Annotated in this window: 17 protein-coding genes; 8 read left to right on the top strand and 9 right to left on the bottom strand. The window is 68.3% G+C overall.

Annotation, left to right across the window (positions count from 1 at the left end):
• Nucleotides 1-9: 9 nt before the first annotated feature.
• Nucleotides 10-2,037, bottom strand: a complete 2,028-nt coding sequence (locus UG56_RS28660) for a M23 family metallopeptidase (RefSeq protein WP_218145179.1) — start codon at nt 2,035-2,037, stop codon at nt 10-12.
• A gap of 470 nt (nt 2,038-2,507) precedes the next feature.
• On the opposite strand from UG56_RS28660, the gene sucC reads away from it, so the two are divergent.
• The 3 genes from sucC (at nt 2,508) to UG56_RS09335 (ending at nt 5,505) form a co-directional block, all read left to right on the top strand.
• The gene (gene sucC / locus UG56_RS09345) at nt 2,508-3,671 is read left to right on the top strand and encodes an ADP-forming succinate--CoA ligase subunit beta (protein ID WP_008364063.1); all 1,164 of its coding nucleotides are present in this window, start codon (nt 2,508-2,510) and stop codon (nt 3,669-3,671) included.
• Between the two features lie 17 nt (nt 3,672-3,688).
• The gene (gene sucD / locus UG56_RS09340; protein WP_045551348.1) at nt 3,689-4,585 is read left to right on the top strand and encodes a succinate--CoA ligase subunit alpha; all 897 of its coding nucleotides are present in this window, start codon (nt 3,689-3,691) and stop codon (nt 4,583-4,585) included.
• A gap of 113 nt (nt 4,586-4,698) precedes the next feature.
• Nucleotides 4,699-5,505 carry a muramidase family protein gene (locus tag UG56_RS09335; RefSeq protein WP_084100813.1) on the top strand — a complete coding sequence of 269 codons (807 nt, stop codon included), beginning with the start codon at nt 4,699-4,701 and terminating at the stop codon, nt 5,503-5,505.
• Nucleotides 5,506-5,527: 22 nt separating this feature from the next.
• Here the strand turns inward: UG56_RS09335 and UG56_RS09330 are convergent, their stop codons facing one another.
• A complete protein-coding gene (locus tag UG56_RS09330) occupies nt 5,528-6,364 on the bottom strand; it encodes a helix-turn-helix domain-containing protein (protein WP_045551347.1) in 837 nt (278 codons plus the stop codon).
• Nucleotides 6,365-6,466: 102 nt separating this feature from the next.
• On the opposite strand from UG56_RS09330, the gene UG56_RS09325 reads away from it, so the two are divergent.
• Nucleotides 6,467-7,063, top strand: coding sequence for an NADPH-dependent FMN reductase (locus tag UG56_RS09325; RefSeq protein WP_045551346.1), 597 nt, complete (start codon nt 6,467-6,469; stop codon nt 7,061-7,063).
• Nucleotides 7,064-7,117: 54 nt separating this feature from the next.
• On the opposite strand, the gene UG56_RS09320 is transcribed toward UG56_RS09325, so the two are convergent.
• From UG56_RS09320 to UG56_RS09295, 6 genes are all read right to left on the bottom strand, one after another.
• A complete protein-coding gene (locus UG56_RS09320; RefSeq protein ID WP_045551345.1) occupies nt 7,118-8,485 on the bottom strand; it encodes a dicarboxylate/amino acid:cation symporter in 1,368 nt (455 codons plus the stop codon).
• Between the two features lie 119 nt (nt 8,486-8,604).
• A complete protein-coding gene (locus UG56_RS09315; RefSeq protein ID WP_071326989.1) occupies nt 8,605-10,119 on the bottom strand; it encodes a hypothetical protein in 1,515 nt (504 codons plus the stop codon).
• A 1-nt stretch (nt 10,120) separates the two neighbouring features.
• The gene (locus UG56_RS09310) at nt 10,121-10,624 is read right to left on the bottom strand and encodes a SigE family RNA polymerase sigma factor (protein ID WP_045549323.1); all 504 of its coding nucleotides are present in this window, start codon (nt 10,622-10,624) and stop codon (nt 10,121-10,123) included.
• A 116-nt stretch (nt 10,625-10,740) separates the two neighbouring features.
• Nucleotides 10,741-12,267, bottom strand: a complete 1,527-nt coding sequence (locus UG56_RS09305) for a hypothetical protein (RefSeq protein ID WP_045549324.1) — start codon at nt 12,265-12,267, stop codon at nt 10,741-10,743.
• Nucleotides 12,264-12,773, bottom strand: coding sequence for an RNA polymerase sigma factor (locus tag UG56_RS09300; RefSeq protein WP_045549325.1), 510 nt, complete (start codon nt 12,771-12,773; stop codon nt 12,264-12,266). Before UG56_RS09300 ends, UG56_RS09305 begins: the two co-directional genes overlap by 4 nt.
• 117 nt (nt 12,774-12,890) lie before the next feature.
• The gene (locus tag UG56_RS09295) at nt 12,891-14,729 is read right to left on the bottom strand and encodes a hypothetical protein (RefSeq protein ID WP_045549326.1); all 1,839 of its coding nucleotides are present in this window, start codon (nt 14,727-14,729) and stop codon (nt 12,891-12,893) included.
• A gap of 161 nt (nt 14,730-14,890) precedes the next feature.
• On the opposite strand from UG56_RS09295, the gene UG56_RS09290 reads away from it, so the two are divergent.
• Entirely contained in the window at nt 14,891-16,147 is a 1,257-nt protein-coding gene (locus UG56_RS09290; RefSeq protein WP_045549327.1) for a cell division protein PerM, read from the top strand.
• Between the two features lie 28 nt (nt 16,148-16,175).
• Here UG56_RS09290 and UG56_RS27500 read toward each other — a convergent pair whose 3' ends face one another.
• Nucleotides 16,176-16,586 carry a winged helix-turn-helix domain-containing protein gene (locus UG56_RS27500; protein WP_084100807.1) on the bottom strand — a complete coding sequence of 137 codons (411 nt, stop codon included), beginning with the start codon at nt 16,584-16,586 and terminating at the stop codon, nt 16,176-16,178.
• 215 nt (nt 16,587-16,801) lie between these two features.
• Between UG56_RS27500 and UG56_RS09280 the strand changes: the two genes are divergently transcribed.
• The 3 genes from UG56_RS09280 to UG56_RS09270 all read left to right on the top strand — a co-directional run.
• Nucleotides 16,802-17,278: a hypothetical protein gene (locus UG56_RS09280; RefSeq protein WP_143054974.1), complete on the top strand. Its 477-nt coding sequence runs from the start codon at nt 16,802-16,804 to the stop codon at nt 17,276-17,278.
• A 124-nt stretch (nt 17,279-17,402) separates the two neighbouring features.
• Nucleotides 17,403-20,228, top strand: a complete 2,826-nt coding sequence (locus UG56_RS09275; RefSeq protein ID WP_143054973.1) for a LamG domain-containing protein — start codon at nt 17,403-17,405, stop codon at nt 20,226-20,228.
• 666 nt (nt 20,229-20,894) lie between these two features.
• Nucleotides 20,895-26,351: LamG-like jellyroll fold domain-containing protein (locus UG56_RS09270; RefSeq protein ID WP_218145178.1), on the top strand; the 5,457-nt coding region annotated here is incomplete at its 3' end.

Raw genomic sequence — 26,351 nt, 5'->3', positions numbered from 1 at the left:
CCGACTCGGCTATGTCGGGTCTACGCCGTGCTCGTTGAGTGCGGCGTCGGGGTCGACGGCGTCACCACCACCGGGGCGGACCTCGACGTGGAGGTGGTTGCCGGTGGAGTTGCCGGTGGAGCCGACGTAGCCGATGACCTCGCCGGGCGAGACCGTCTGGCCGACGGAGACGCCGTAGTCGCTCTGGTGGCAATACCAGATCTCGGTGCCGTCCTCGAGGGTGATGATCGTTCGGTTTCCGTACGCCCCGCCCCAGGCGGTCGAGGTGACCGTGCCGCGGGCGATCGCGTGGATCGGGGTGCCGTAGGGGGCCGCGAAGTCCAGGCCCGTGTGGGTGCTGGCCCAGTTGGAGCCGGCGGAGCCGAAGGTGCCGGTGATGTGGTAGACGCCCGCCGGGATCGGGAGCTCCCACATGTTCGACTTGAGGAACTTGTCCTGCTTGTCGGCCTGGACGTCGACGCCCTGGAGAGCCTTCTCGCGGTCGCTGGCCGCGGTGTCGGCCTCGGAGCGCTCGTCGTTGCGGGTGACGGTCGCGGAGCGGTCACCGACGACCACCATGTCGCTGTCGCCACCGAGCGCGGTGGCGCCGACGAGGCGTACGTCATCGGCGGCGACCATCGTCGGACCGCCGGTCAGCGCGATGCCACCGATGGCGGCCGCGAGAGCCGCGGCACCGGCGGTCAGCGGGACCGTGGGACGGCCACCGGCTGCCGCAGCCGCGGCGCGGCGGGTGCGCGGCCGGGTGGGGCCGCCGATGCCGACCGTCGTGCCGGTGGTCTCGACCGCCGGGAACTCGTGCAGCTCGGGCCGGTAGGTCGCGATCTCGCTGATGCTCGGCAGGTCGATGCTGCCGGTCTCGGCGCGGAAGTAGGACTCGGAGTAGTCGTCGGCGTAGTAGGCCTGGTCGGCCTGCGGCTCCTCGTAGTAGGGAGCGTCGACGGTGTAGGGCTCGGCCGGGAGGTCGATCGCCATCGAGTCGAAGTCGATCTGCTGTGGCAGCGACACCGGCGGGGCCGGGAACGAGGTGGTGTCGATCTTGAACGACGTCGGCGGCGCGTCGAACGCCTCCTGGAACCCGCGGGGCTCCTTGACCTCCGGCTCGTAGGACGGCGCCGGCGGGGCCATCGGGGGAGCGGGGATCGGGCGGGCCTGGCGCACGGCGCGGACCTTGCCGGTCAGCGGCGCAAAGGTGTTGGCCATCCGCAGCGGCTTCGGGGTGTGCGTCGGCTCGGGCGCCTGGAAGCTCGGCTCGGGAGCGACCGGAGAAACCGGGGCCACCGGCTCGGGGAGCACCGGGGCGGGAGCAGCCGGAACGACCGGGGCGACGGGAGCGGCCGGAACGCCGCGCGGCGGCGTCTTGGTCGAGACCGCCTTGTGCGACACGGATTTCGGCGCGGGCTTGGTCGGCTGGGTGAGGAACAGGGTGAGCTCGGAGGTCGTCATGCCTCCGACGCCGAGGTCCTCGAGCACCTCGGGGGTCACCTTGTCCGGGTCGATGCCCATCGAGGAGAGCAGGTCGGCCAGGACGGGGTCGATCTGGGTCGCGCGGCGCTGGACAGGCACGATCGGCCGGGCCGGGGTCGTCGTCGGGAACGAGGACGGGAAGGCGGGGCCGTCGCCCTCGACGAGAGCGCGGAGCTCACCGGTCGAGATGCGGCCGTCGAGGGCCTCGTCGTTGCGCGGGGACCCGACGACCGGCATCTTGCCGGTCTGCTCGAGGACCACGCGGTTGGGCCGGGGCTTGGCCACCGGCTCTTCGGGAGTCTCTGGGGCGGGGGATGGTGTCGCGGTCCCGACGGCGGGGGACGGCGCGGCGCGTCGCTTCCCGACGTAGGAGGTCGATCCGGTCGCTCGCGGAGCGGGCCGTGAAGCAGGGCTGTCGGTCGCCGGCGCGGCGCGCCGCTTCCCGACGTAGCTGCTGCTCGTGGTTGCTCCGGGGGAAGGGGTGACCGAACGCGGACTGTCACTGGTGACGTCGGCTCGGTGGTTGCCCATCAGTTCATATCTCCGCTGCTCGGGGTTCAGACGGCGAGCCATGACTGTAACGGACCGGAGGGCACGGTCAAGAAATGTGGCACGCCCGTTTCGCTGATTTCACCTTCGCCGACAGCTGAATCAGTCGCTGATCTGCGTGTTTCCGCCAGATTCGAAACTCGATTGCGGAGTCTTCGTGTCACTGGAAACGCGTGTCTTCGGTCCATTTGCGCCTCGATGCGGTATCGAAACGGGCCGATCCTCGAGCGACGGGCTGTGTCGTACGGGGTCAAACGGGGTCTGCTTCGCAGGGCTACGGGCTGTTACCGAAGGTTGCCGATTTGTTGGTATATGTCCGGTGTGTCCCGCCTCTCACCCCGCTAGTGGCGTACGTCACGTCGTGGCCCCTGGGCTCGTAACCGGGCCTCGGCGGGGTCTAGGGTGCAGGACGGACACATCTGAAGACGAGGACGTCGACCGCTGATCCCTGCGGTACGCCGCCTCGTACCGCAACACACAGACCAGGTGGATCAGTGGATCTCATGGAGTACCAGGCGAAGAAGCTCTTCGCCAAGCACGGCGTCGCCGTGACCGAAGGTGTCGTCGTCGAGACGGCTGAGGAAGCCAGGAAGGCCGCCGAGGAGATCGGCTTCTGCGTCGTCAAGGCGCAGGTCAAGGCCGGTGGCCGCGGCAAGGCCGGCGGCGTGAAGCTGGCCAAGACCGCGGACGAGGCGTTCGAGCACGCCTCGAACATCCTCGGCATGGAGATCAAGGGCCTCAAGGTCAACCGGGTGCTGATCACCCCGGCGACCCCGCCGGTGGAGGAGTACTACTTCTCCTTCCTGCTGGACCGTTCGAACCGGCAGTACCTCTGCATCGCGTCCGTCGAGGGTGGTGTGGAGATCGAGGAGGTCGCCAAGACCAACCCCGACGCCGTGAAGCAGATCGGCATCGACCCCGGCAAGGGTGTCGACGAGGCCAAGGCGCGCGAGATCGCGACCGAGTGCGGCTTCCCGGAGCCCGTCTTCGAGCAGGCCGTGTCGATGATCCAGAGCCTCTACACGGTGTTCACCGAGGAGGACGCGACCCTCGTCGAGGTCAACCCGCTGGCTCGCCTCGAGGGCGACAAGCTGGAGGCCCTGGACGGCAAGGTGTCGCTGGACGACAACGCCTCCGAGGTGCGCCACGAGGACCACGAGCAGTTCGTCATCCGTGACGAGGAGGACCCGCTCGAGGCGAAGGCCAAGGACAAGGGCCTCAACTACGTGAAGCTCGACGGCCAGGTCGGCATCATCGGCAACGGCGCGGGTCTGGTCATGTCGACCCTCGACGTCGTCGCCTACGCCGGCGAGGCTCACGGCGGCGTGAAGCCCGCCAACTTCCTCGACATCGGTGGCGGCGCGAACGCGCAGGTCATGGCCGACGGTCTCGACGTCATCCTGAACGACGAGCAGGTCAAGTCCGTGTTCGTGAACGTCTTCGGCGGCATCACCGCCTGTGACGAGGTCGCCAAGGGCATCGTCGGCGCGCTGGACATCCTCGGCAACGAGGCGACCAAGCCGCTCGTCGTGCGTCTGGACGGCAACAACGTGGACCTGGGCCGCCAGATCCTCAGCGAGGCCAACCACCCGCTGGTCACCATCGTCGACACCATGGACGGCGGCGCCGACAAGGCCGCCGAGCTGGCCAACGCCTGAGGTCAGGAGAGAGAAACATGAGCATCTACCTCAACAAGGACAGCAAGATCATCGTCCAGGGCATCACCGGCGGCATGGGTGCGAAGCACACCGCCCTGATGCTCGACTCGGGCGCCCAGATCGTCGGTGGCGTCAACGCCCGCAAGGCCGGCACCACGGTCACCCACAAGGACCACGACGGCAAGGACGTCACCCTCCCGGTGTTCGGCACCGTGGCGGAGGCGATGAAGGAGACCGGCGCCAACGTGTCTGTCCTCTTCGTGCCGCCGGCGTTCACCAAGGACGCCGCGATCGAGGCCATCGACGCCGAGATGCCGCTCATCGTGGTCATCACCGAGGGCGTCCCGGTCCAGGACACCGCCGAGGTGTGGTCCTACCTGCAGGGCAAGGCCACCCGGATGATCGGCCCGAACTGCCCCGGCATCATCACGCCGGGCGAGTCGCTGGCCGGCATCACGCCGCACACCATCACCGGCAAGGGCCCGGTCGGTCTCGTCTCCAAGTCGGGCACGCTGACCTACCAGATGATGTACGAGCTGAAGGACTTCGGCTTCTCCACCGCCATCGGCATCGGCGGTGACCCGATCATCGGCACCACCCACATCGACGCCCTCGAGGCGTTCGAGAAGGACGACGAGACCAAGCTCATCGTCATGATCGGTGAGATCGGTGGCGACGCCGAGGAGCGGGCCGCGGCCTACATCAAGGAGAACATCTCCAAGCCTGTCGTCGGCTACGTCGCCGGCTTCACCGCGCCCGAGGGTAAGACCATGGGTCACGCCGGCGCGATCGTGTCCGGCTCCGCCGGCACCGCGCAGGCGAAGAAGGAGGCCCTCGAGGCCGCCGGCGTCAAGGTCGGCAAGACGCCGTCCGAGACCGCTGCTCTCGCTCGCGAGATCCTGCAGTCCCTCTGACGTACGTCAGATCTTGACCGCCCCGCGACCGGCATGGTCGCGGGGCGGTCTTGTCTGTGCGGACTTGGGGCGAATGCGCGCGCCTGAGCGTATGGACGGATTACTGTGCGTTCATGACCAAGCGAATGACGCGGTTGATCTCGGGTGCGGTTGTCATCGGGGCCTCGGCCTCGTTCGCGTCGATGGGCGCCGGTTTGGCTCCCGCGACGGCGGTGTCGGCGCAGAGCGTGAGTGGGAGCGTGGCGCAGGCGGAGCCGGCCCGCAAGACCCACATCGTGCAGCCGGGGGAGACGCTCTCCGGCATCGCTCAGAAGTACGGCGTCAAGGTCGCCGACCTCGCGACCTGGAACCAGATCGCCGACCCGGCCAAGATCCGGGCGGGAGCCGAGCTCGTGGTGAGCCCGCCCGCGAAGCCGGCGGAGAAGACCTACACCGTGGTGCCCGGCGACACCTTCTCCGGGATCGCCAAGAAGTTCGGTGTCGAGGTGGCCGAGCTGATGGCCCACAACGGCTACGAGGATCCCACCAAGCTGCTGGCTGGGAGCGAGATCAAGATCCCGGCAGCGAAGCCGAAGCTGAAGAACTACAAGGTCGTCGCCGGTGACACGTTCGTCGGCATCGCCAAGAAGTTCGGCGTCACCGCGGCCGAGCTGATGGCGCACAACGGCTACGACGACCCGACCAAGCTGCTCGCCGGCACGACGATCGAGATCCCGGCCAAATCGAAGCCGAAGCCCAAGCCCAAGCCGACGCCCCAGCCCGGCACCGGGGAGACGGTCTACACGACCGTCGCGGGAGACACCTACGCGAGCGTCGCCAAGAAGTTCCGCATCACCGAGGAGGAGCTGCGGACCTACAACGGCCACCGGGCGCCCGACAAGCTGCCCGCCGGCTTCAAGCTGTACATCCCGTCGAGCTGACCGCTCGGGTCAGAGGGCGTCGTCAGACGGCGCGCAGAGCGCCCGAGCGGCGGCGCCGCATCGCGTCGAGTGACTCGGCGGTGGCGTCGTCGGCCGGCATCAGCACCAGGATCTGCTGGTTGTCGCCCGCCGGGAGCTCGAGCTCCTCGACGTCGAGTCGGAGCTCGCCCGCCTCGGGATGGTTCCAGCGCCACACCCCGCCGTGCGGCTGGTCGTGGCGGTTCAGCCGACCAGTGAACTCCGGTCCGGCCTCCTCCGAGATCGCCTCGATGAGCCGGCGTGAGGCGCCGGCGGTCGGTCCGCGGTAGAGATTGGTGACCCGGTCGTCGGCCACCCGGTCCCAGTCGGGGAACGCCTCGCGGGCGCGCGGGTCGAGGAAGACGTACCTCGTCAGGTTGGGCTCCGCCGGGTCCAGCAGGCCGAGCGGCCGGGCGAGCGCGTCGAACCCGGAGGTGTGGGCGAGCAGGTCGCCGAGCCGGTTGGTGAGCACCGCCAGCCCCGGCTCGAACTGCTCCACCACGGCACGGGCGCCGGGACGTACGTCGCGGCCGGTGGAGTAGGGCCCCATGCACTGCCCGCTCGAGGCCATCGCCAGGGCGCGCAGGTGCTCGTGGGCGGCGGCGTCGAGGCGGAGCGCGTCACCGATGGCCCGCAGGACCTGGGGCGAGGGGTGACGGTCGCGGCCCTGCTCGATCCGGACCAGGTATTCGACGCTGATCCCGGCCAGGGTGGCCAGCTCGGAGCGGCGTAGCCCGGGCGCGCGGCGGCGTACGCCGACCGGAAGACCGACGCTCTCCGGCGTGGTCCGGTCCCGGCGGTCTCTGATGAACGAGCCGAGGGCTCCCGGGTTGGCGGGCATGGCCTCAACCCTACGGGGCACGGTGGTGTTCAGGGTGGCCCTGCCGGGGCCAGCCTCGGCTCGGTCTCCCGGCGTCCGCTGATCCACGTGAGGCTGGATGACATGAACGAACCACTACGTATCGCCGTCATCCTCGCCAGCGTCCGGGAAGGTCGCGGTGGCCCGATCTTCGGCTCCTGGATGGCCGAGCAGGCCGAGGCGTACGGCGGTCTCGACGTCGAGCTGATCGACCTGGCCGACCACGAGATCCCGTTGTCCCTGCCCGCCGAGTCACCGAAGGCCGCCGGCGCCGACTACCCGCGGCCCGAGGGTCAGAGCGACCTCACCGAGGCGCTCGAGGCCGCCGACGGCTTCGTCATCGTCACGCCCGAGTACAACCACAGCTACCCGGCCTCGCTGAAGTCGGCATTGGACTGGCACTTCACCCAGTGGCAGGCCAAGCCGGTCGCGCTGGTCTCCTACGGCGGCGACAGCGGCGGCCGCCATGCCGCCCTGCACCTGGAGAACGTCCTCACCGAGCTGCACGCTCACCCGCTGCAGGCGCGCCTCGCGTTCCCGCGCTACTGGGAGCGCCTCGACGAGAACGGCCGACCGAACGACCCGGAGTCACCCGTCTACGCCAAGGCGATGCTCGCCCAGCTCGCCTGGTGGGCCGAGGCGCTCCGGACCGCGCGTTCCGCCGCCTCCTACCCCGGGTGAGACGTCAGCGCCCCGGCAGCCGGATGGCTGCCGGGGCGCTGGAGCCCGAAGAGGTCAGGCAGCGACGGTGGCAGGCTCGTCTGCCAGCAGGCCCTCCGCGGAGGCGGAGCGGTAGCGGTCGATGTCGAGGATGCCCTCCCGCTTGGCGACGATGGTCGGCACGAGCGCCTGGCCGGCGACGTTGACGGCGGTGCGCCCCATGTCGAGGATCGGGTCGATCGCGAGCAGCAGGCCGACACCGGCCAGCGGCAGGCCGAGCGTCGAGAGGGTGAGCGTCAGCATCACGACGGCGCCGGTGAGTCCGGCGGTCGCGGCCGAGCCGACGACCGAGACGAAGGCGATCAGCAGGTAGTCGGTGATGCTCAGGTCGATGCCGAAGATCTGCGCCACGAAGATCGCCGAGATCGCCGGGTAGATCGACGCGCAGCCGTCCATCTTGGTCGTGGAGCCCAGCGGGACGGCGAAGGATGCGTACTCCTGCGGGACGCCGAGGTTCTTGACCGTCACCTGCTCGGTCACGGGCATCGTGCCCACCGAGGAGCGCGAGACGAAGGCGAGCTGGATGGCCGGCCAGGCGCCGCGGAAGTAGGCGAGCGGGTTGAGCCCGTGGACGCGCAGCAGCACCGGGTAGACCACGAACAGGACGAGGGCCAGGCCGACGTAGACGGCCACCGCGAACCAGGCGAGGGAGCTCAGCGAGTCCCAGCCGTACGTCGCGACCGCGTTGCCGATCAGGCCGAGGGTGCCGATCGGCGCCAGCCGGATGATCCACCACAGCACCTTCTGCACGATGGCGAGGAACGAGCGGTTGAGGGCGAGGAACGGCTCGGCCTTCTCGCCGGTCTTGAGCGCCGCGATACCGATCGCGAGGGCCACCACGAGCACCTGGAGGACGTTGAAGCTCAGCGCGGTCTCCGCGAGCGGGCTCCCGCCGACCTGCTCGACGCTCGTCGAGGCCTGGAGGCCGAGGAAATTGCCCGGGATCAGGCCCTGGAGGAAGTCGAGCCACGACGCGGACGCGCCGGCCTCGGCCGCGTCGGCGGTGCTGACCGCGGTGTTGCTGCCCGGCCGGAAGAGCAGCCCCAGGCCGATACCGATGGCGACCGAGATCGCCGCGGTGACGGCGAACCACAGCAGCGTCTGACCCGCGAGCCGGGCCGCGTTGCTGACCGTGCGGAGGTTGGCGATCGAGGCGATGATGGCCGTGAAGATCAGCGGTACGACGACGGCCTTGAGCAGCGAGACGAACGAGCTGCCGATCGTGGCCAGGGTGGTCGTCAGCCAGTTGGCCTCGTCTCCGGCCGCGGGGCCGATCGCTCGCGCGACGGCACCGAGGGCGACGCCGAGCGCGAGGCCGAGGATGATCTGGACCGAGAACGACGGGAGCGGCAGCCGCCGTCGAGTGGTGGGGGCGGTGGACACGAGAAGGCTTCTCCAGGGGTTGGTACGGGTGGGGCTCTGCTCACCCGAACGCCCTGACCGAAAACCGTCTTCCCTGCGTACGCCCGGTGTGACCGGAGTCTCCGACCCCGGTAGGAGCCTCAGCGCAGGTCGCTGATCCCGGCGGTGACCGCTGCCTTCTCGATCGCGAGGATCCGGCCGGGCCAGGAGTCGGGCTGGTCCGGCTGGTAGCACGGGTCGTTCTTGTCTCCGGTGCTCGGCGGGCACGGTCCGGCGAGCTCGCCGTAGCCGACCAGGACCAGCCGGGTCTGGTACTCCGCGACCAGCTCGGTCTCGAACCAGGTGCTGTCGCCGCCGTCGGCGCCCGGGTAGGTCGCGTGCGACCGGGCCGCGCGCTTCGGCCCGGCGTCGAGGTCGGTGCTGACGTCGATCGGCAGCTCTGTGACGGTCGGGTCGACGCCGAGCTTGTTGGCCGGGCAGACCTCCATCCACTCCATGACCTCGTTGTACGCCGCGCCGGCAGCATCCTCGTCGGCGAACTCCAGCACCGCGACGTGCACCTGGCCGACCATGGCGCGGTCGGTGTCCCAGCGGTAGTCGGAGGCGACCTTCGCGGTGGCGCCGAGCGAGGAGAGCCATTCCTTCTGGCAGGCCAGCGTCGGCACATCAGGGGTGGGCGTGTACTGGTTCCAGCCCAGAGCGCTCTCGAAGCGGTCGAGCGCGGGGAAGGTGCTGCCGTCGACCAGGTTGGCGGCACCGAGTCCGTCCTTCGCCGGGGACCGGGTCGCCGTCGAGCCCGCAGACGGGTCCGTGGACGGCTCGCCCGGCGGCGTGGCGCCGACCATCCGGTAGGCGGCGTTGACGGCCGAGGTCTGCAGGGTGGTCGGCCGGACGTAGTCCTGGACGCCACGCTTCCTGGTCATCACCAGCACCCGGTCGTCGGCGGACACAACAGCCGTCGCGACCTCCCAGACCGCGTTCATCTCCGGGTCATCAGGCTGGTACGTCACCACGCCGATGCTGCCGTCCGAGATGACGCCGCCCTCGACCGGGAGCGTTCCGGCCAGCTCCGCGCCGTCCACGCCGGGGCACGAGATCGCGGCGTCGGAGAGCTCGACGCTCACCTTCCGGGCCTCGTCGGCCGAGTCGAACTCGCCGACGACCGCGTTCAGCGTGCCTGCCGCATCGGCCATCTCCTCCCCGGGTTTCGCGACGAAGTCGCGGCGGAACGTCGTCTGCGCACCCAGGTCGCCCAGCGACTCGGTCAGGCAGTCGTTGTAGGTGTCGGTGCCCTCGCCGTCGTAGGTCTGCTCCTGGGTCCATGCCGGGTAGGGGTCGTCGGCGACGAGGTCGTCCTCGGTCGGCAGGTTGGCGCGGGTGAGGCCGGACGCCGGAGCGGAGTCCGCGGGGCTGGAGGCGAACGCGCTGTCGCTCGTGGCCGGTGCGGGGTCGACGCCCCGGTCGCCGAGACCGGTGGAGAGGAAGACGACCGGCCCGGCGACGACCGCGGCCACGGCCGCGGCGCCGGCGGTGACGAGAGCACGGCGGCGGCGCCGGATCTGGTCACCCCGTCTCCGTGCCTCGGCGGCGGAGCTCATCGGCGCTCCGGGGGCGTCGGCGCGGAACTGGTCCAGACGCGAGATCGGGTCACTCATCTCAGGCCTCCTTCCAGACGGCGCCGGGATTGTCCTCGGCGAGGAGCTCCGCCAGGGCGGCTCGTCCTCGAGCCAGGCGGGCTTTGACGGTGCCGGTGGGGGCACCGACCTCCACGGCCACCTGATGCACCGGCAGATCGGCGATGTGGTGCAGGACGATGGCCTGGCGCTGAGCCTCGGGGAGCTGCCTCAAGGCGGCGACCAGAGCGACGTGGGACTCGTCGATCGCGGGCATCTCCGTGCGAGCACCGACGGCTCTGTCGGCGGCGCGGCCGGCGTACTTCTTGCGGCGCCAGCGGCCCACGGCGAGGCGGTAGGCGGTGGTGCGGACCCAGGCTTCGGGGTAGTCGACCGAGGACATCTTGCGCCGGTGCGCCCAGGCGCGGGCGAACGCCTCCTGCACGCACTCGGATGCCTCGTCGAAGTCGCCGATCATGGCATACAGCTGAGCACACAGGCGGCGGTAGGACGCGTTGTACAGCGCGTCGAACTCGTCCTCGTCCATCGTTCGCCTCCCCGGCTGGCTGTCCCGCACACGTGGCCTCACGCTGGCCCGAGCGTCAGTGTCAGCGGTGACAGGCGTGAGCGTAAAGTTCAATTGCAGCTGATGCGCACCCGGGGTCACGACAGGTCCCGAACGGCCCGGTCGACGGTCGCCTCGACGGTCTGCGCGACCCGTTTGTCCCACTCGGCGTAGTCCGCGTCCTGCTCCGGCGGGCAGGCGGTCGTCGGCGGACAGGGGCCACCGGCCTCGGCGTGGGTGACCAGCACCAGCCTGGTCCCGATCTGGGCGACGGTCTGGTGGTCGTACCAGGTGGAGTCGCAGCCCTCGCCACCGCAGTCGGCGGCGTACTCGGCGAGCGTCTGCGCAGCACGGTCGACCTTCGGGTCGCTGTCGATCTCGACGGACTCGATCGGCCCGGCCGTGTAGAGCTTCGCGTCGGCCATCGTGGCCGGGCAGGTGTCGAGCCAGCCGTGGACCTTCTCGTACGCCGCATCGGCAGCCGCCTTCGTGGCGAACTCCAGCACCGCCACGTTGACCTTGCCGATCTCCTCCGGGTTCTCGAGGCGGAACTCCCGGCTGACCGACTCGGCGGCCTTCAGCGAGGAGAGCCAGGCGCCCTGGCAGTAGAGCGTCGGGGTCGGCTGCGTCGCGACCTGCTGCCACGTCGCCGACGACTCACCCGGCAGCGGCAGCCCCGGCAGCGACCCGGCGAGGACCAGATCGGCGTCGCTGAGGATCGGCGCGGGTGCGGACGAGGGCGGTGAGCTCGGTGGCGAGGTCGACGCCGTCGTGGGTGGCGGCGTGGACCCGGCGAGACGGTAGGCGGCGGCCAGGGCCGAATCCCGCACGCTGGTCGGCGACACGTAGTCCTGTACGCCCCGCCGCCGGGTGATCACCAGAAGCCGGTCCTCGACGGTGACGACGGCGGTCGCCACCTCCCGACGGGCGTTCAGGCTGGGGTCCTCGGGCACGTACGTCACGACGTTGACGTCGCCGTGGGAGATGACGCCGCCCTCGACGGGGAGCGAGCCGGCGACGTCCGATCCGTCCACGGGAGTGCAGGAGCTGGCGGCCTCGGAGAGCTTCGCGCGCACCTTCTCGGCCTCGTCCGCCGAGGCGAACTCGGCGGCGACCGCCGTCAGCGTTCCGGCCGAGTCGGCGTACTCCTTCCCGGCCTCGGGGACGAAGTCGCGGCGGAAGGTCGCCAGCGCTCCGGCATCGGCCAACGACGTGGCCAGGCACTCGTTGTAGTCGCTCCTGCCCTCGCCGTCGTAGGTCTGGTCCTGGACCCACTTCGGGTACGGCTCCTCGGCGACCAGGTCGCCCTCGACCGGCAGGTTGGCGCGGGTGAGGTCCGAGACGGGCGTCGAGGCGGACGGGCTCGGTGCCACGGTGCTCGGCGTCTGGCTCGGTGTCGGCGCCGGGGCGGGCTCGGGCTCGGTGGCGCGCTCGCCGAACCCGGCGGAGAGGAAGATGATCGGTCCGGCGACGACCGCGGCCAGGGCCACCGCGCCGGCGGTGACGATGGTGCGCTGGCGGCGGCGGATCTGGTCACCCCGTCGGCGTACCTCGGCTGCGGACTTCATCGGTGCTCCAGGGGTGTTGGCGCGGAACTGGTCCAGGCGGGAGATCGGGTCGTTCATCGCACGCCTCCTTCCAGTGCTGTGCCAGGTGCTTCGTCGGCGAGCAGGGCGGCCAGGGCGGTCCGGCCGCGCGAGAGCCGCGCCTTGATGGTTCCGGTCGGTACGCCGACCTCGGCGGCCACCTGGTGGACGGGCAGGTCGGCGATGTGGTGCAGGACGATGGCCTGGCGCTGGGCTTCGGGAAGCTTCTTGAGGGCGGCGACGAGAGCGACGTGCGTCTCGTCGACGGCGGGCATCTCCATCCGGACGCCGACGGCTCTGTCGGCGGCGCGACCGGCGTACTTCTTGCGGCGCCAGCGGCCCACGGCGAGGCGGTAGGCGGTGGTGCGGACCCAGGCCTCGGGGTAGTCGACCGAGGACATCTTGCGCCGGTGCGCCCAGGCGCGGGCGAAGGCTTCCTGGACACATTCGGCGGCCTCGTCGGAGTCGCCGATCATGGCGTACACCTGAGCGCACACGCGGCGGTAGGACGCGTTGTAGAACGCGTCGAACTCGTCCTCGTCCATCGCTTGCCTCCCCGGACCGGCGGATCCACGATCTGGCCCTGCGCCAGTCTCAGAGGTTCAGATGGCTGAGTGGCAGGTCCGGTTGCATCCGGAGGAGAAAGTCTTGGCGGGGGAGCCTCAGAGATAGTCGAGGCGGTACGCAGCGCGCTTGGCGAGCGCGACGAAGTCGGAGTTGCTGATGTCGGCGTCGCCGTCGGGCACGAAGCTCATCTGGGCCACGTTGGCGCCCCGCCGGATCGCCGCCATCCGGTAGTAGATGGAGGTGTTCTCGAGCTCGACCCGGATGTACCACACCGTGATCGCGCCGTCCTTGATCGACTCGGTCGCGACCTGGGTGACGTGGCTGCCGAGCTGCTTGTCGCTGCACTTGTCCAGCCGGCCCTTGATCGCGACGTTGAACGCCTGCGCCTCCTTGGCCGAGCCGAACTTCCCGACCGTCTCGGTGAGCCCGAAGATCGGGGCGAGCTTCTTCTTCGTCTCGGGGATCACGAAGGAGCGCGTCTGGGCGGCGGAGATGCCCTTGGCGGTGAACTCGGTGCCGTCGCAGCGGGTCTGAGCCGGGTTGGTCTTGGCGGCCTTCGCCTCGGTGCCCTCCCACGGGTCGCCGACCGTGCTGACCGGGGGAAGATCGGTCTCGTTGATCAGGCCGGGCGCCTTGCCCGTGGGGATCGGGACCACGACCGCACGCGGTCGCTTGGTCTCCACGCACGCGCCCGCGCCGGGCATCGAGCAGAGGTTGTGGACGGCGGTGCCGAGCATCGTCGAGGTCTTGGCGGCGGTCGTGCTGGACTTGCCCTCGGTCTTCACCGTGACCGCGGCGGTGTGCCTGCCGGTGCGCGCGACGCCGTAGGTGACCGCCCGGTCGTTCTCCCAGTCGCGGTAGGTGAACAGGGTCGCCTCGTCGCCGATCCCGCCGACCGACTCGGTGTACATCAGCTGGTAGCGGGGCTCGGCACACGCTGCGTACCAGCCCTGCATCTTCTTGTACGCCGCGGCAGCCGCCTTCGCGTCGACCGAGGACTCGATCGTGGTGCCGGCGGTGGTCGCCTTGGCCTTGGCGATGAAGGTGCGCGCCAGGCTCGCGACCGGACGCTTGTCGGCGGAGGTGTCGGCCTGGCAGGGGATGGTGAGACCGGTGCCCTCGAGGTTGTCGGAGGAGATGTCGACGGCCCAGGAGCCGCCGTAGATCTTCGCGACCTCCTCCTCGGTCATCAGGTCCTTGGCGGTCAGCTTCTTGCCGGGGATCTGGCTCGGCTCGACCTCGAACTCCTCGGCCGCCGACTGCATCGAGAGCGTGTTGAGCCGCGGCTCGGTCTCGGCGTCCTGGGTGACGAAGAAGCCGGTGCCGACCAGGGCGGCGATGGCCGCGGCCGCGCCGATGGCGGTGTGCACCCGACGGCGCACGGCGCCGGCGGTGGTGATCGTGGCGGTCTTCGGCCAGGGCTGCTCGGTGAGCACGTCGACGAGCGGGTCGAAGATCGACTGCAGCTGCTCCGGCGCGATCCCGAGCTCGTCGCAGATGGCGGCGTTGGCGCCCTGCAGATCGGTCTCGGTGCGGCTGATCGGGGTGCCGACCTCGCGGGCCAGTTGCGCCAGGTCGACGCTGGTGAGGTGGCCGAGCAGGAAGACCTTGCGCTCGTGGAGCGGCAGGCTGCGCAGCGCGGAGAGGGTGTGGCGGGCCTGCGGCGCGATCGTCTGGTCGCGGTGGAGCAGCGGCACCGAGTGGTTGCGGATCGCCTTGGACCACGCGATCGGGCGCACCCAGTCCTCGCGCTCGAAGTCGTCCATCGGCTTCACCTTGCGCCAGTGGTGCCAGGTGATGACCAGCGCGCCGCGTACGGCGGCCTTGGCGGCCTCCAGATCACCGGTCAGCGACCAGGTTTGGAGAAGGAGGCGTCCACGGACGTCCTGATAGAACGCCTCGAAGGTCTCGTGGTCTGCCGTGGTCATGCCCATGTCAGCCGCCAACTGTAGGTGATTCGGTCGAATGATCGGCAATACCGGCAGATGACCCGCAGATGCACAGCTGGGTATCAACGGCTGTGACCAAGCCGGTGACCGGCGCTGGCGGCGCGTCGCCGAGATCGCGGCGACGCGGGTTGCGAGGATGAGTGGCGATGTCGTCGCTGCTGCCTCCTCGCACCCCTGACCCTGGGCGGGTCGCGGATGATCTCCACGATCTTCGCCACCGTCGCCCACTGGTCGCGGTCGCCCTGCTGGGCGGCGTCGGCACGGCCGCCTCCACGCTGGTCGTGTGCCTGGCGATCGGCATCCTCGGCTGGTTCATCAGCGACATGGGGGCCCACGGCGAGCCCTCGGACGCCCTGCGTGTCGCCGCGCTCGGCTGGCTGGTCGGCCACGGCTCGGGTGTCTTCGTCTCGGGCGTCGCGGTCACCGTCGTCCCGCTCGGGCTCACCCTCGTCCTGGCCTGGGCGATGTGGCAGGTCGCGGTCCGGGTCGGCGACGCCGTCTCGCTGCACGGCCCCGACGCCAACGCCCTCGCCGACGGCGAGCGCGACCTGACCGTCCCGGTCGTCGCCGGGCTCTTCACGCTCGGCTACGCCGGCACCGCGCTGGTCACCGCCATCGTCGCCGGCACCCCGGAGACCGCGCCGAGCATCGCCGGCGTCTTCGCCTGGTCGGTGGGGCTCTGCGTCGTCGTGGCTCTGCCCGCGATCGCGGTCGGCTCGGGGCGTGCGGCGCTGTGGATCACCCTGCTGCCGCGCGCGGCCGTGGACGTACTCGTGATGGTCCGATCCATCCTGCTCTGGTGGTTCGCGGTCAGCACGCTGGTCTTCTTCGCGGCCCTCTTCGCCGACTTCACCACCTCGATCAACGTCGTCTCCCAGCTCCACCTCGACGTCGGCGGGATCATCCTCTACTCGCTGCTCGCCGTCCTCGTGCTGCCCAACGCCGTCCTCTTCTCCAGCGCGTATGCCCTGGGCCCGGGCTTCTCGGTCGGCGTCGGCACCACCGTCACCCCGACGGCGGTGACCCTCGGTCCGCTGCCGATGTTCCCGATGCTCGCCGCGCTCCCCGACAACGGCGCCCCGCCCGCCTGGGTCGCCGCCGTGATGGCCCTCGGCCCGCTCACCGCCTTCTGGGCCGTCTGCCACGTCTCCCGGGTCCGGCCGACCCTGCGCTGGTCCGAAGGCGCGCTCCGCGGCGTCAGCGCCGGCGTCGTCGCCGGCCTGCTCGTGGCGATCCTCTCCGGTGTCGCCGGCGGCGCCGTCGGCCCCGGCCGGATGGCCGACGTCGGGCCGTACGCCGGGCAGGTGCTCGTCAACGCCATCGCCTTCTTCGGTCTCGCCGGTCTGCTCGCCGGGCTCACGATGACCTGGTGGCACCGGCGTACGCTCGCGGCCGGCGAGTGATGAACCTGATCCAGTAGCGGGCCCTTGGCTAGCGAGGATCGAGACGGTATCCGTAGTTGTTGACCGTGTGGATGATCCGCCGCATCCTGCGCTCGCGGGCAATCTCCGCACTTTGAGGGCTATGGATCTTCCAGCGCGGGTCGGTCTCGATCTTGTCGCGGAGGCGGCTGATGTGGGTGTCGAGGCTGCGGTCGCTGCCGGGGAGGCGACCGTTGGCGGCGGCCATGAGCAGTTGCATGCGCGGGACAGCTTGGTGAGCGTGGTCGTGTAGCAGGCGAAGGATGCGCCATTCGGCGATGGTCAGCCCGATGGCGTGATCATTGCGTAGAAGTCGAATGCCCCTCTCGTCAAAGAGAAGCGGACCGTTGAGCCTGTCAAGCGTGATGTGCTGTCGTGCATCGTGTGTGCATGGCCATGCGGCCGATACCTCCGGTGGCATTCCGGAACTATCTCCTCGACCTTGCCAGGTTCGGTTGACTTTCGGTCAAAGGTTGATCTTTTGTTTACCTTCCTTGGTAAAGGAAAAGGCAGGAAGCCGGTAGGTCTTCGCGACCTGTTCGCATGGTCCATTCGGAAAGATGTGGGATCTGCTCCAGAGGCTGGATCGGGCCGGGGACTCCAGAGCTGCGTTGTCTTCGTTCTCGAGGAGTTCTGTTGAAGATTCCCAACATCGCATCTTGGCCGGCCCGGATGCTGCGCCCCGCCGTCGGACTCGTCGTCGGTCTTGTTGCCGGGTGGTGGCGTCGTCGACCGATCCTGACGGGAATTGTCGGCGGCCTCGTCGTGGTCAGCCTGTTGGCCGGCTCGGCCTCGGCGGCGTTGGTGGCTGCCTCGAGCGAGTCGCCGACGGCGAGGCGTCTGCTGGCTGCGTTTGGGTTGACGACAGTTGACGTCGTCGATCCGGAGGACTTCGATCGGTACCCGAACTCGACTGTGGACTGTTCGAAGGTCGATCCAGGGACGGCTGCTGCGGAGTCGGCGGCGTTGGCGACCGAGATCTCGGCGGTGTGCGACGTGGAGGTGGCGATCGGGGAGCGGAACACTCCGTGGGACACCTATTACGCAGTCGATCAGGGCTCGGCAACGAAGTTGGTGCGCCGCGGCCGCGACCCGGACGAAGATCTCGGGTGAGTGGGAGCCGGTCGCGCCTGCTCTGGTGCGGGTGGCGGGGTCGGACGACCTCACATTGGCCTCGGGGGTCTTCGACTTCCGGTTCGACGCAGGTCCTGTTGCTGCTGGGAGCACGTTTGCATCGATGACCGACCCGGGCGTGACCGACGCCGGGGTTTCGGTCGGGTTCGAGCTCCCGCTGGGCCTCGGTGTGGCGAAGGTCGAGGACGTCGCCAATGGCTCGGGAGCGGGTGAGTCGAGCGTTGGTTCGCGGGTGTCGTGGCCTGTGTTGGACGCCGGCGGATCTCCAATTGTGGGCGCTCGTCTTTTGGCATCGGTCGAGCCTGATGCTTCCGGGATGGTGCCGGTCTTGCGAGTCGACTCGCCGGATGCGTTCAAGGCAGTGGAGTCGGCGGCTGCGGCTGCGGGGTCGGACCAAGTGGCGTTTGAGATGACCCTCAAGGGCGCGCAATGGAAGCCCGAACCCGATGGTGCGGGTCCGGATGGCGTTGCCTCGGACGGCACGCTGCAGGCGGTGAACCCTGAGGGCGAGGTCGTGCTGGTCTCTCCGGTGGCACGTCAATGGGATGCGGCCGGATCGGAGTCGACCGCAGCCGAGAGTGGGTCGCGGACGAAGACGTCAGGCAGCAAGTCCTCCGGCAGCACGTCCTCGGGAACTGAGTCGTCGGACAGCGCGTCTGCCTCGAAGACTGCGTCTGAAGCGGCCGCGGCCGACCGTGCAGGTGCGCCGCTTTCTGGGGATGAGGTCGCTTTGATGCGCACCAAGGTCGCTGCAAACGGACGTTCGTTCACGGCAGCGGTCGATGAGGCGATGGTCAATGACGATCGGACCTCTTGGCCCCTGCACTTCGATCCGGCGGCGACGAACTCGCGTTCGGAGTGGACGATGATCGAGTCGGCGTTGCCATCCTCTTCTTCGGGCTACAAGTTCAGCAGCGATAACGGCACCGGGGTCGGCCGGTGTGTCTATGGAGTTGCGGCGGAGTGCAACCGGACAACGACCAAGCGCCTGATCTGGGAGTTCGGTGGCCTGGGTGAGTTCACGGTGTTGGAGCCGCGTGAGCTGATCTCTGCGTCGTTCTCTGCCTACGGGACGCATTCCTACAGTTGCACCGACAAGATGGTGAAGTCCTACCGGATGGCGGACCTGACCTCGACCTCGACGTGGAACTCTCACGCGGGCTACTTCACCTCCGACCGTGAGATGGGCAACAGGACGCTCCACCACAAGTCGGGTTGCCCGACCGGCCCGAAGTGGGTCGAGTTCAATGTCTTGGCGGGGGCGAAGCAGAAGGTTGAGTGGAACGACGACACGTTCTCGATCGGTCTAGCAGCGGCTGATACCTCGTCGATGGCGGGGTGGAAGCGTTATCGGTGGGACGCGAAGCTCGAGGTGGAGTACAACCGAGCCCCGAACACACCGACCAGCCTGTCGACCGACTCGCGGGGCTGCGTAACGGGCTCCACTCGCCCGTTGTTGAACGAACCGACCGTTCTGTTGTCCGCCTCGGCCAGCGATCCTGATGGGGACCTCTCGCGGGTGCGGTTCACCTTGCAGAAATACGTCTCGGGCGCATGGTCGACGACGTGGACCTCGGGCTACACCACTGCCCGGAGCGGGAGCCCTCACACCACCTCCGGGCTGGGGATGCCGTCCTTGGCGACGGCGACCTACCGGTGGCGTGCCACGGCCTATGACGACCCGAACATTGCCAAGCTTCGTCCGAACGATGTGCCGTTCGGGTCGACACCGTCGGCGTGGTGTGAGTTCGGAGTCGACCGAACCGATCCGGGCGCGCCGGTAGTCACGGCGCTACAGCCGAGCGAGGACTCTCGGGTTCAGGCGGTCTACGACGACCCGGACTTGGACCTGGGCGGTGTCGGCAAGACCGGTTGCTTCAAGATCACGAGGGGCGCGAACTCGTCAGACGTGGTCAAGTACGAGTACCAGTTCTCCAACCAGGCCAGTGTGACCACGGTGTCCTCGACGAGCTCGTCGATCGTGGTGTGCTGGGCGCCGACGGTGGCGAACACGGGCTGGTTGAAGGCGTGGACGGTCGACAAGGCGTTGAACAAGTCGACCCAGGGGACCGCGAACTTCACCGTCGCGACCGCTCGAGAGGACGGCATTTGGTCGTTCGATGATGTTGATGACCCGGGCCGTGATGTCTCGGTCAAAGACGCAGGGGAACAGACGCCGGCCGGGTCCCTGGTTTTGGATGGTGTCGACCACTCGGTCAAGGGGCCACATGGTGCCTTCGGGGCCCGTGATGACGACTACGCGCTCGGGTTCTCTGGGAGCGCGGATGAGGATGTCCATTCTGAGGCACAGGTGGTGGACACGACGCAGTCGTTCGTGGTTTCAGCACATGTGAAGCTCGATGATGCGATCAATCCGAACAAGTGGACCTCGATCCTGTCCCAGGAATACAACGGCAACGACGTGATCCGCCTCGCGTATCGGCCCCACACCGCATCTACCTCCTCAACGGCGGCCTGTCCAAGCACTGAGGGCACTGGATGTTGGGTGCTGCTGGTCAAGACTTCATCGAACACGTGGAAGCAGGTCTCCTCGGCCCGTGCCGCGAAGATCGGCGAGTGGGTCCATCTGACGGCCGAGTATGACAAGGGCGCCGTCACCAACCAGGCCGACGACACATTGCGGCTATGGACCTGCAATGCCGGTACTCCCGATGCACCCCGGGATGCAGAGGTGGTCCGGGCGGATGCCTCGTTCACCGGACCGTTGGCGCTGCCCAGGGGAGAGCTCTATATCGGCCACAGCCATTACTTGGGCGAGCCGGCCGACCACATCAAGGGCGTGATCGACAACATCCGGGTCTTCAAGGGCGACGTGCTCGCTGAGGCCAAGGTCCGCCGAATGTGTCAGGGCGCTGAGGCCTGGCAGGGCCAGGACGAGGACAAGTTCCTCAACCCCACCCAGAACTGATCCGCGAGTAGAAGCGACAAGATCATGAGTACTTCAACCATTGTTTCTCTCGCGCGTCGTGCCGCACGGGCCGCAGGCGTGCTGGCCGCTGCGGGCATGTCCTGGGCGATGCTGAGCGTCGCCGTGGGCGCCCCGGCGCAGGCGTCGGTGACCACGATCGGTGTGTTCACCGAGGACGAGCTGACGCCTCCGGTCGATTCTCGTGAGGTGACCTTCGACGCAGCGCTCGCGGCGCTGCCGGACCCGACCGACGTCACCGGCGGGGCCTTGGATCCGGCCGCGGAGACGGTAAAATCCGATGACACCATCGAGGGTGCTGTCGATGACGTCCAGCGGCTGGACGAGCCTGAGCCCGATCCGGGCGAGGAGCCATTGACGGCACCGGCAGCGGCTCCTTCCTCACAGCCAGCCGCCAAGGCCCCAGCCGCATCGATTGTGAAGTCCACCAGTGAAGACGAGTCGGCCGGGACGCAGACTGCGCCGTCTGCAGAGGCTACTGCCGGCCAGAGCGCAAGCGCGGCTCCGAGCGCCGACGCCTCGCTTGGGTTGGCTGAGCCGTCGCCCAGCTCGTCGACGTCTGCATCTGCGAAGTCGACGAAGCGCAGTGGCTCAGATAGTGACCGGCAAGCGGTCGAGCCCGAGGGCGCTGAGGGTGCGATCTCGGCTTTGACCACGACCCCGCCACAGACACCTGGATCGGCAGGAGAAGGCGGGGACTGGTCGGCGACCTCGTTGGCGCCGTCCTCGACATGGGGTACCTCGGGCGCGACAGGTGGGTTCACCTGGTCGTATCCGATCGACGTCCCCGAGACCGCCGGCGGCCTCGTTCCCGAGCTCGGCCTCTCGTACTCCTCGGCGTCTTCGGATGGCCGGGTCGCCTCGACCAACAACCAGACCTCATGGGTGGGAGAGGGTTTCGAACTGGAGCCGGGCTACATCGAGCGCTCCTACGTCCCTTGTGATGACGACCGCGACGACAAGTCCGGGACCACGGCGAACAACAAGACCCACCGCACCGGCGACCTGTGTTGGGGCATCGACAACGCGACCTTGATGCTGGGCGGGACCTCGGTTGCCCTGGTCAAGAACGATGAGACCGGCGAGTGGCTCCCGAAGGACATCGACGGCACCAAGATCCAACACCTCACCGGAGCCCCGGCGCCCGACGGTGTCCCGGCCGGGTTGCGAGATGCCAGCGGCGAGTATTGGAAGGTCACCGGCGTCGATGGGACCGTCTACTACTTCGGTCGTGACCGCGCACCAGTCGAGGGCGAGGCACTGAACTCGACCTGGACGACCCCGGTTTACGGCAACCACCCCGGTGAGCCGGGCTATGACTCCTCGTTCGCGGCCTCGGCGGTCCAGCAGGCGTGGCGGTGGAACCTGGACTATGTCGTGGACCCGACAGGGAACTCGATGACCTACTTCTACGGCTCCAACACCGCCGCGTACGGCGCGGACATGGGCGAGAAAGTCCGCCAATATCAGCCAGGTGGCTGGTTGAAGAGGATCGAATACGGAACCCGCCAGGTCACGGACGGCCCCGACACCCCGACGAATGCACCGGCGAAGGTGATCTTCGAAACCACTGCGCGCGAGTGGACGGACGCTGGCGCTACCAAGACCGACGTACCGACCGATCTGCGCTGTGCCGCGGACGCGACCGAGTGCAAGGAGAAGGTTTCCCCGGCGTTCTACACCACCAAGCAGCTCACCGGAGTCCGCACCCTGGCTTACGACACGAGTGCTGGTGCCGACGTGACGGTTGATGAGTGGCAGCTTGGGCAGTCGTGGTTCTCGCCCGGTGACTACTCGGTGGGTAAGGGCGGCACCGGCCGGATCCTGCGGCTGGACAAGATCACCCACATCGGCCGTGGCGGCTCGAGCAATGCCCCTGATGTCACGTTGCCGTCGGTGGAACTGGGCTGGGTAGCGATGAAGAACCGGCTCGACACCTCCACCGACAATGCGGCCGGCATGTGGCGCCCACGCCTGAACGCCATCCGCACCGAGTCGGGTGCGAGTGTCTCGATCGGCTATAAGGGCGGTTGCGCCACCAAGCCCGCCGCCACAGATCCTGGCGGAGACGGTGGTGCGGGGAACAGGCGGTTGTGTTTCCCGGTCAAGTGGATGAGCGTGGCCGGCGATACCACAGAGCCGGAGCCGATTGTCGACTGGTTCCAGAAATACGTCGTGTCCTCGATCGTCGCTTCCGGGTCCTCGAACCCCGCCGATGCGGCGATCCTTCCGACGGGTTCGGCACCGACCGAGACGCACTACGACTACGACACCGCGGGTGGAGCGTTTTGGGCCGAGCCGGTCGCAGCGATCACCGATCCCAAGAACCTCACCCACTCGGAGTTCCGTGGCTTCAAATGGGTCAAGACCACCCAAGGCGTGGGCACGGAGGCGACCAGCCCGGTCCAGACCTTCTACTACCGCGGCAAGGCATCCCAGACCCTGACTGCAGGCGCGGAGGGACACAAGGTCTCGGTCGCCGACGATGAGGACGCACGTGTCGGAGACGTGTTCGCCACTATCTCGTTCAACGAGGGTAAGAAGGTCTCTGAGACCGTCACGAGGACCGACATCTCCGCGCCTGTGGTGACCAAGGGCAAGCTCGAAGCGACCCGGGTCACTGGGTCGGACGAATACGGGTTCTCCTACGACGCCACCGGCGACACCACGACGGGCCTGGACTTCCGCACCCTCACCTCGACGACCTTTGACGAGTACGGTCAGCCGACCAAGGTCAGCGACCGCGGCGATCTGGGCACGGACTCTGATGACACGTGTGTCCGGATGGCGTATGCCCACCGTGATCGCACTGCCCCCGCTGACCTCGCGAACCAGCGTGGCCTGGTGTGGCGTACCCAGACCCTGAACACGACCGCAGCCGACGTCGGCGCCTGCCCCTCTTCGACCGATCTCGACGCGGTCGCGCCTTCGGACCTGCTCAGTGAGGAGGTCGTCAAGGTCAACGCCGAGGGGATCCCGGTCGAGACCTGGGCCATCGACCCCAAGGTTGCCACCACCTCGACCACGGTCGGTGCGGTCAAGGCAGGCACGATGGACGGTGCCGGCCGGGCAGGGATGGTCCGCATCAGCAAGACCACCACGGACGCTCTCGGCCGGACGGTTAGCGAGACGGTCTATCCAGACGACCCGGCGGTCGACCGAACCACGACCACCACCTACGCCCCGGCTGGTGCTGGTCTGGTCGAACAGATCACCACCAATCAGGGTGACATCGACGGCACAACTGGGTGGCGGCCGGAATTCGTGACCTCGAAGAAGTACGACCCGTTCCTCGGTGTCGTGCTCGAGGCCAAGGACGTCAACGACAGGGTCACCAAGGCCAGCTATGACGGCTTGGGCCGTCTGCTGACTGTGACCTATCCGCAGCACGCCAGCATCGGCAAGGCCTCGGTCAAGTACGACTACACCGACCGCGCCAACGGCATCAACGCGGTCACGACCCAGACCCTCAACGCTCACGGGGACGGCTACCACACAGCGGTCGCGATCAGCGACGGCTTGGGCCGCGAGCTTCAGACTCAGACTGAGTCCGCAAACACCGGCGACTCGTACCAGAACCGGTCCAAGGCGGTTGACACCCGGGTGATGACCCACACCGTCTACAACACTGCCGGGGAGAAGCAGAAAACGTACGGCCCGTGGCTCTCTGTTGCCGGGAAGCCGACCGCAGACTTGTTGAACTACAAGACGATTGTCGAGCCGGACAAGATGGTCTCGTGGCTCTACGACAAGGCGAGCCGAGTCACCGACGAGATCCTCTGGTCCGACCCTTCGGTCAACGGCTATGACGAGAAGTGGCGCACCCTCACCTCCTACAACGGTAAAGCGACCACCATCACCCCGCCCGATGGTGGGGTCAAGACCACGACGATCGTTGATGCGCTCGGCCGGACCAAGATCCAGCGCCAGCACGACGGCATTGCGACCCAGGACACCACGTATACCTACGACCAGTCCGACCAGCTGATCGAACTCAAGGACCCAGCGGGCACGACCTGGTCCTACGAGTACGACTTCGCTGGCCGCCAAACGCGCGCTGACGACCCAGATGCTGGGGTCACCAACACGACCTACACCACGGATGGGCAGCCGAAGACAGTCACCAACGGCACAGGCAAGACGATCGCCTACACCTACGACAAGCTTGGTCGACCTCTGACCCTCCGAGATGACACGATCGGCGGGAACATCCGGGTCGAGCACGCCTACGACGGCGACCCGACCGCCGACCCGGACACGGCCGGGATGCTCGGGATCGAGCACGCGACCACCCGCCACACCAGCGAGGGCGACTACACCACCCGGACGGGGAAGGTCGATGACGCCTACCGGCCCCTGACCACGACCCTGGAATACCCTCAAGCCGCTACCGGTGATGGCACCGGTGAGGGCGCCGGACCCGCCGGCGACATCCCCGAAGCTTTGGCCCGGCTCTCGACCGAGTCCGCCTCGGTGGATTACACCTACACGGCCGACGGCCAGGTCGCCTCCCAGACCACCTCCAAGATCTCCTCCACCGACTCCGCAGCGATTCTGGGGTCCGAGCGGGTCACGACCTACTACGACCAAGCCTCCAAGCCCCGGTGGATGGGTGGCGGTTTCGGGTGGGGTACCTACGTGGCCGACTCCCACTACGACGACCTCGGCAGGCTCGAGCTCGCCGACCTCGGCAACACCTACTCCGCCGCGCTCTCCCGCACCTACGACCCGACCACCGGCCGGCTCACCGGTCAGGTGCTCAAGCGAGAGGGCATCACGGGGAACGACCTGAACCAGAGCTACAAGTACACGGACTCGGGCAACATCACCGAGATCACCGACACCCCCAGCAACACCGCCCTCGGCGGGGACACCGGTGTCGGTGCGCGCGGAGAGAAGCAGTGCTTCACCTACGACAACCTCGCGCGCCTGAAGCACGCCTGGACCCCAGCGTTGGCGACCGAGTGCGGAACTGGCGATCCAGGCAACCCGGCCCTGGCCGGTCCGGCGCCCTATCAGGTCGGCTACACCTACAACCCGCTCAACAGCAACCGCGAGACTCAGAGCTATCGCGACGGCCTCACCGGGACCACCGAAACCGCCGACTACGACTACACGCAGGCTGGGAACGCCGGCCCCCACGCGGTCACTTCGATCACCGGAACAACAAAGGCGGCCAACGGAACCATCACCCCGCTCCCGACCCGCGGGTTCACCTACACCGCGACTGGCGGCCAGGAGACCCGGACTGGGACCGAAGTCGCCGAAGTCGCCGTTCCAGAACCTGATGTCCTGGACGTCGACTACACCGACGGCACCCCGACCGATGACGCCCAGGGCCGGGCGATGACCAAGCACGGCACCCCCGCCGTCATCGACGACACCACCCTGGACGCGACACGTCGGGCCAAGCTCGGGCTGGCAGGGTCGAAGGTTGCCAAGTTCGACGGCGTCGATGACGCCTACTCCTACGCGATGGGCGATGCCCAGTGGGACAAGCTCACCGACGAGATGAGCATCGAGTGCCTGATGAAGGACAACGGCACCCTCCCCAACACCACCGAGCACCCGGTGTGCTCAGCCAAGGAGGGCGGCGGTGCCTCCATGGTGGTCTACAACGGCAAGCTCACCTTCACCATCTACACCGACGGTGGCTATCGCCAAGCTCAAGCCGACATCACGGCCGGGAAGTGGTACCACGCGATCGGGACCTGGGATGGCGACACCGCCCGCCTCTACCTTGACGGCCAGCTCGCCGCCAGCGTCGATGCGCCAGGCCCGTTGAAGCGGCCCGGCAACCTCGGCCGCGATGGATTCTTCGTCGGTGCCGATGCCAGCTCCACGGCTGCGGGCCAGTTCTTCTCCCCAGTCTCCGTCGCGAAGATGGGTTTGTACTCCCGGGCCCTGTCCGCGACTGAGATCGCCGCCATCCACAACGGGGCCCGTACCGCCGAGGGCGCCGCTGCGCGTCGGTCCGTGGCTCAAGCGATGTGCTGGGACCGCGAAGGGAAGCTCGTCAAGACCCTCACCGCAGGCGAGACCTGCGCCGACGGAGTCGTCGACGAGCTCGGAGAGGCCGAGTATGTCTACACGGGTGCCGGTGAA

Origin of the sequence: Nocardioides luteus (genome assembly GCF_000960475.2) — a bacterium.
Taxonomy (GTDB): domain Bacteria; phylum Actinomycetota; class Actinomycetes; order Propionibacteriales; family Nocardioidaceae; genus Nocardioides; species Nocardioides luteus_A.
This window is presented reverse-complemented; position numbering and strand designations above follow the sequence as displayed.

What these genes read in the sequence shown, in the direction of transcription:
- UG56_RS28660 (WP_218145179.1), bottom strand. Translation starts at nt 2,037, where the DNA reads ATGGCTCGCCGTCTGAACCCCGAGCAGCGGAGATATGAACTGATGGGC.
- sucD (WP_045551348.1), top strand. Translation starts at nt 3,689, where the DNA reads ATGAGCATCTACCTCAACAAGGACAGCAAGATCATCGTCCAGGGCATC.
- UG56_RS09335 (WP_084100813.1), top strand. Translation starts at nt 4,699, where the DNA reads ATGACCAAGCGAATGACGCGGTTGATCTCGGGTGCGGTTGTCATCGGG.
- UG56_RS09330 (WP_045551347.1), bottom strand. Translation starts at nt 6,364, where the DNA reads ATGCCCGCCAACCCGGGAGCCCTCGGCTCGTTCATCAGAGACCGCCGG.
- UG56_RS09325 (WP_045551346.1), top strand. Translation starts at nt 6,467, where the DNA reads ATGAACGAACCACTACGTATCGCCGTCATCCTCGCCAGCGTCCGGGAA.
- UG56_RS09315 (WP_071326989.1), bottom strand. Translation starts at nt 10,119, where the DNA reads ATGAGTGACCCGATCTCGCGTCTGGACCAGTTCCGCGCCGACGCCCCC.
- UG56_RS09310 (WP_045549323.1), bottom strand. Translation starts at nt 10,624, where the DNA reads ATGGACGAGGACGAGTTCGACGCGCTGTACAACGCGTCCTACCGCCGC.
- UG56_RS09305 (WP_045549324.1), bottom strand. Translation starts at nt 12,267, where the DNA reads ATGAACGACCCGATCTCCCGCCTGGACCAGTTCCGCGCCAACACCCCT.
- UG56_RS09300 (WP_045549325.1), bottom strand. Translation starts at nt 12,773, where the DNA reads ATGGACGAGGACGAGTTCGACGCGTTCTACAACGCGTCCTACCGCCGC.
- UG56_RS09295 (WP_045549326.1), bottom strand. Translation starts at nt 14,729, where the DNA reads ATGGGCATGACCACGGCAGACCACGAGACCTTCGAGGCGTTCTATCAG.
- UG56_RS09290 (WP_045549327.1), top strand. Translation starts at nt 14,891, where the DNA reads ATGTCGTCGCTGCTGCCTCCTCGCACCCCTGACCCTGGGCGGGTCGCG.
- UG56_RS27500 (WP_084100807.1), bottom strand. Translation starts at nt 16,586, where the DNA reads ATGCCACCGGAGGTATCGGCCGCATGGCCATGCACACACGATGCACGA.
- UG56_RS09275 (WP_143054973.1), top strand. Translation starts at nt 17,403, where the DNA reads ATGACCGACCCGGGCGTGACCGACGCCGGGGTTTCGGTCGGGTTCGAG.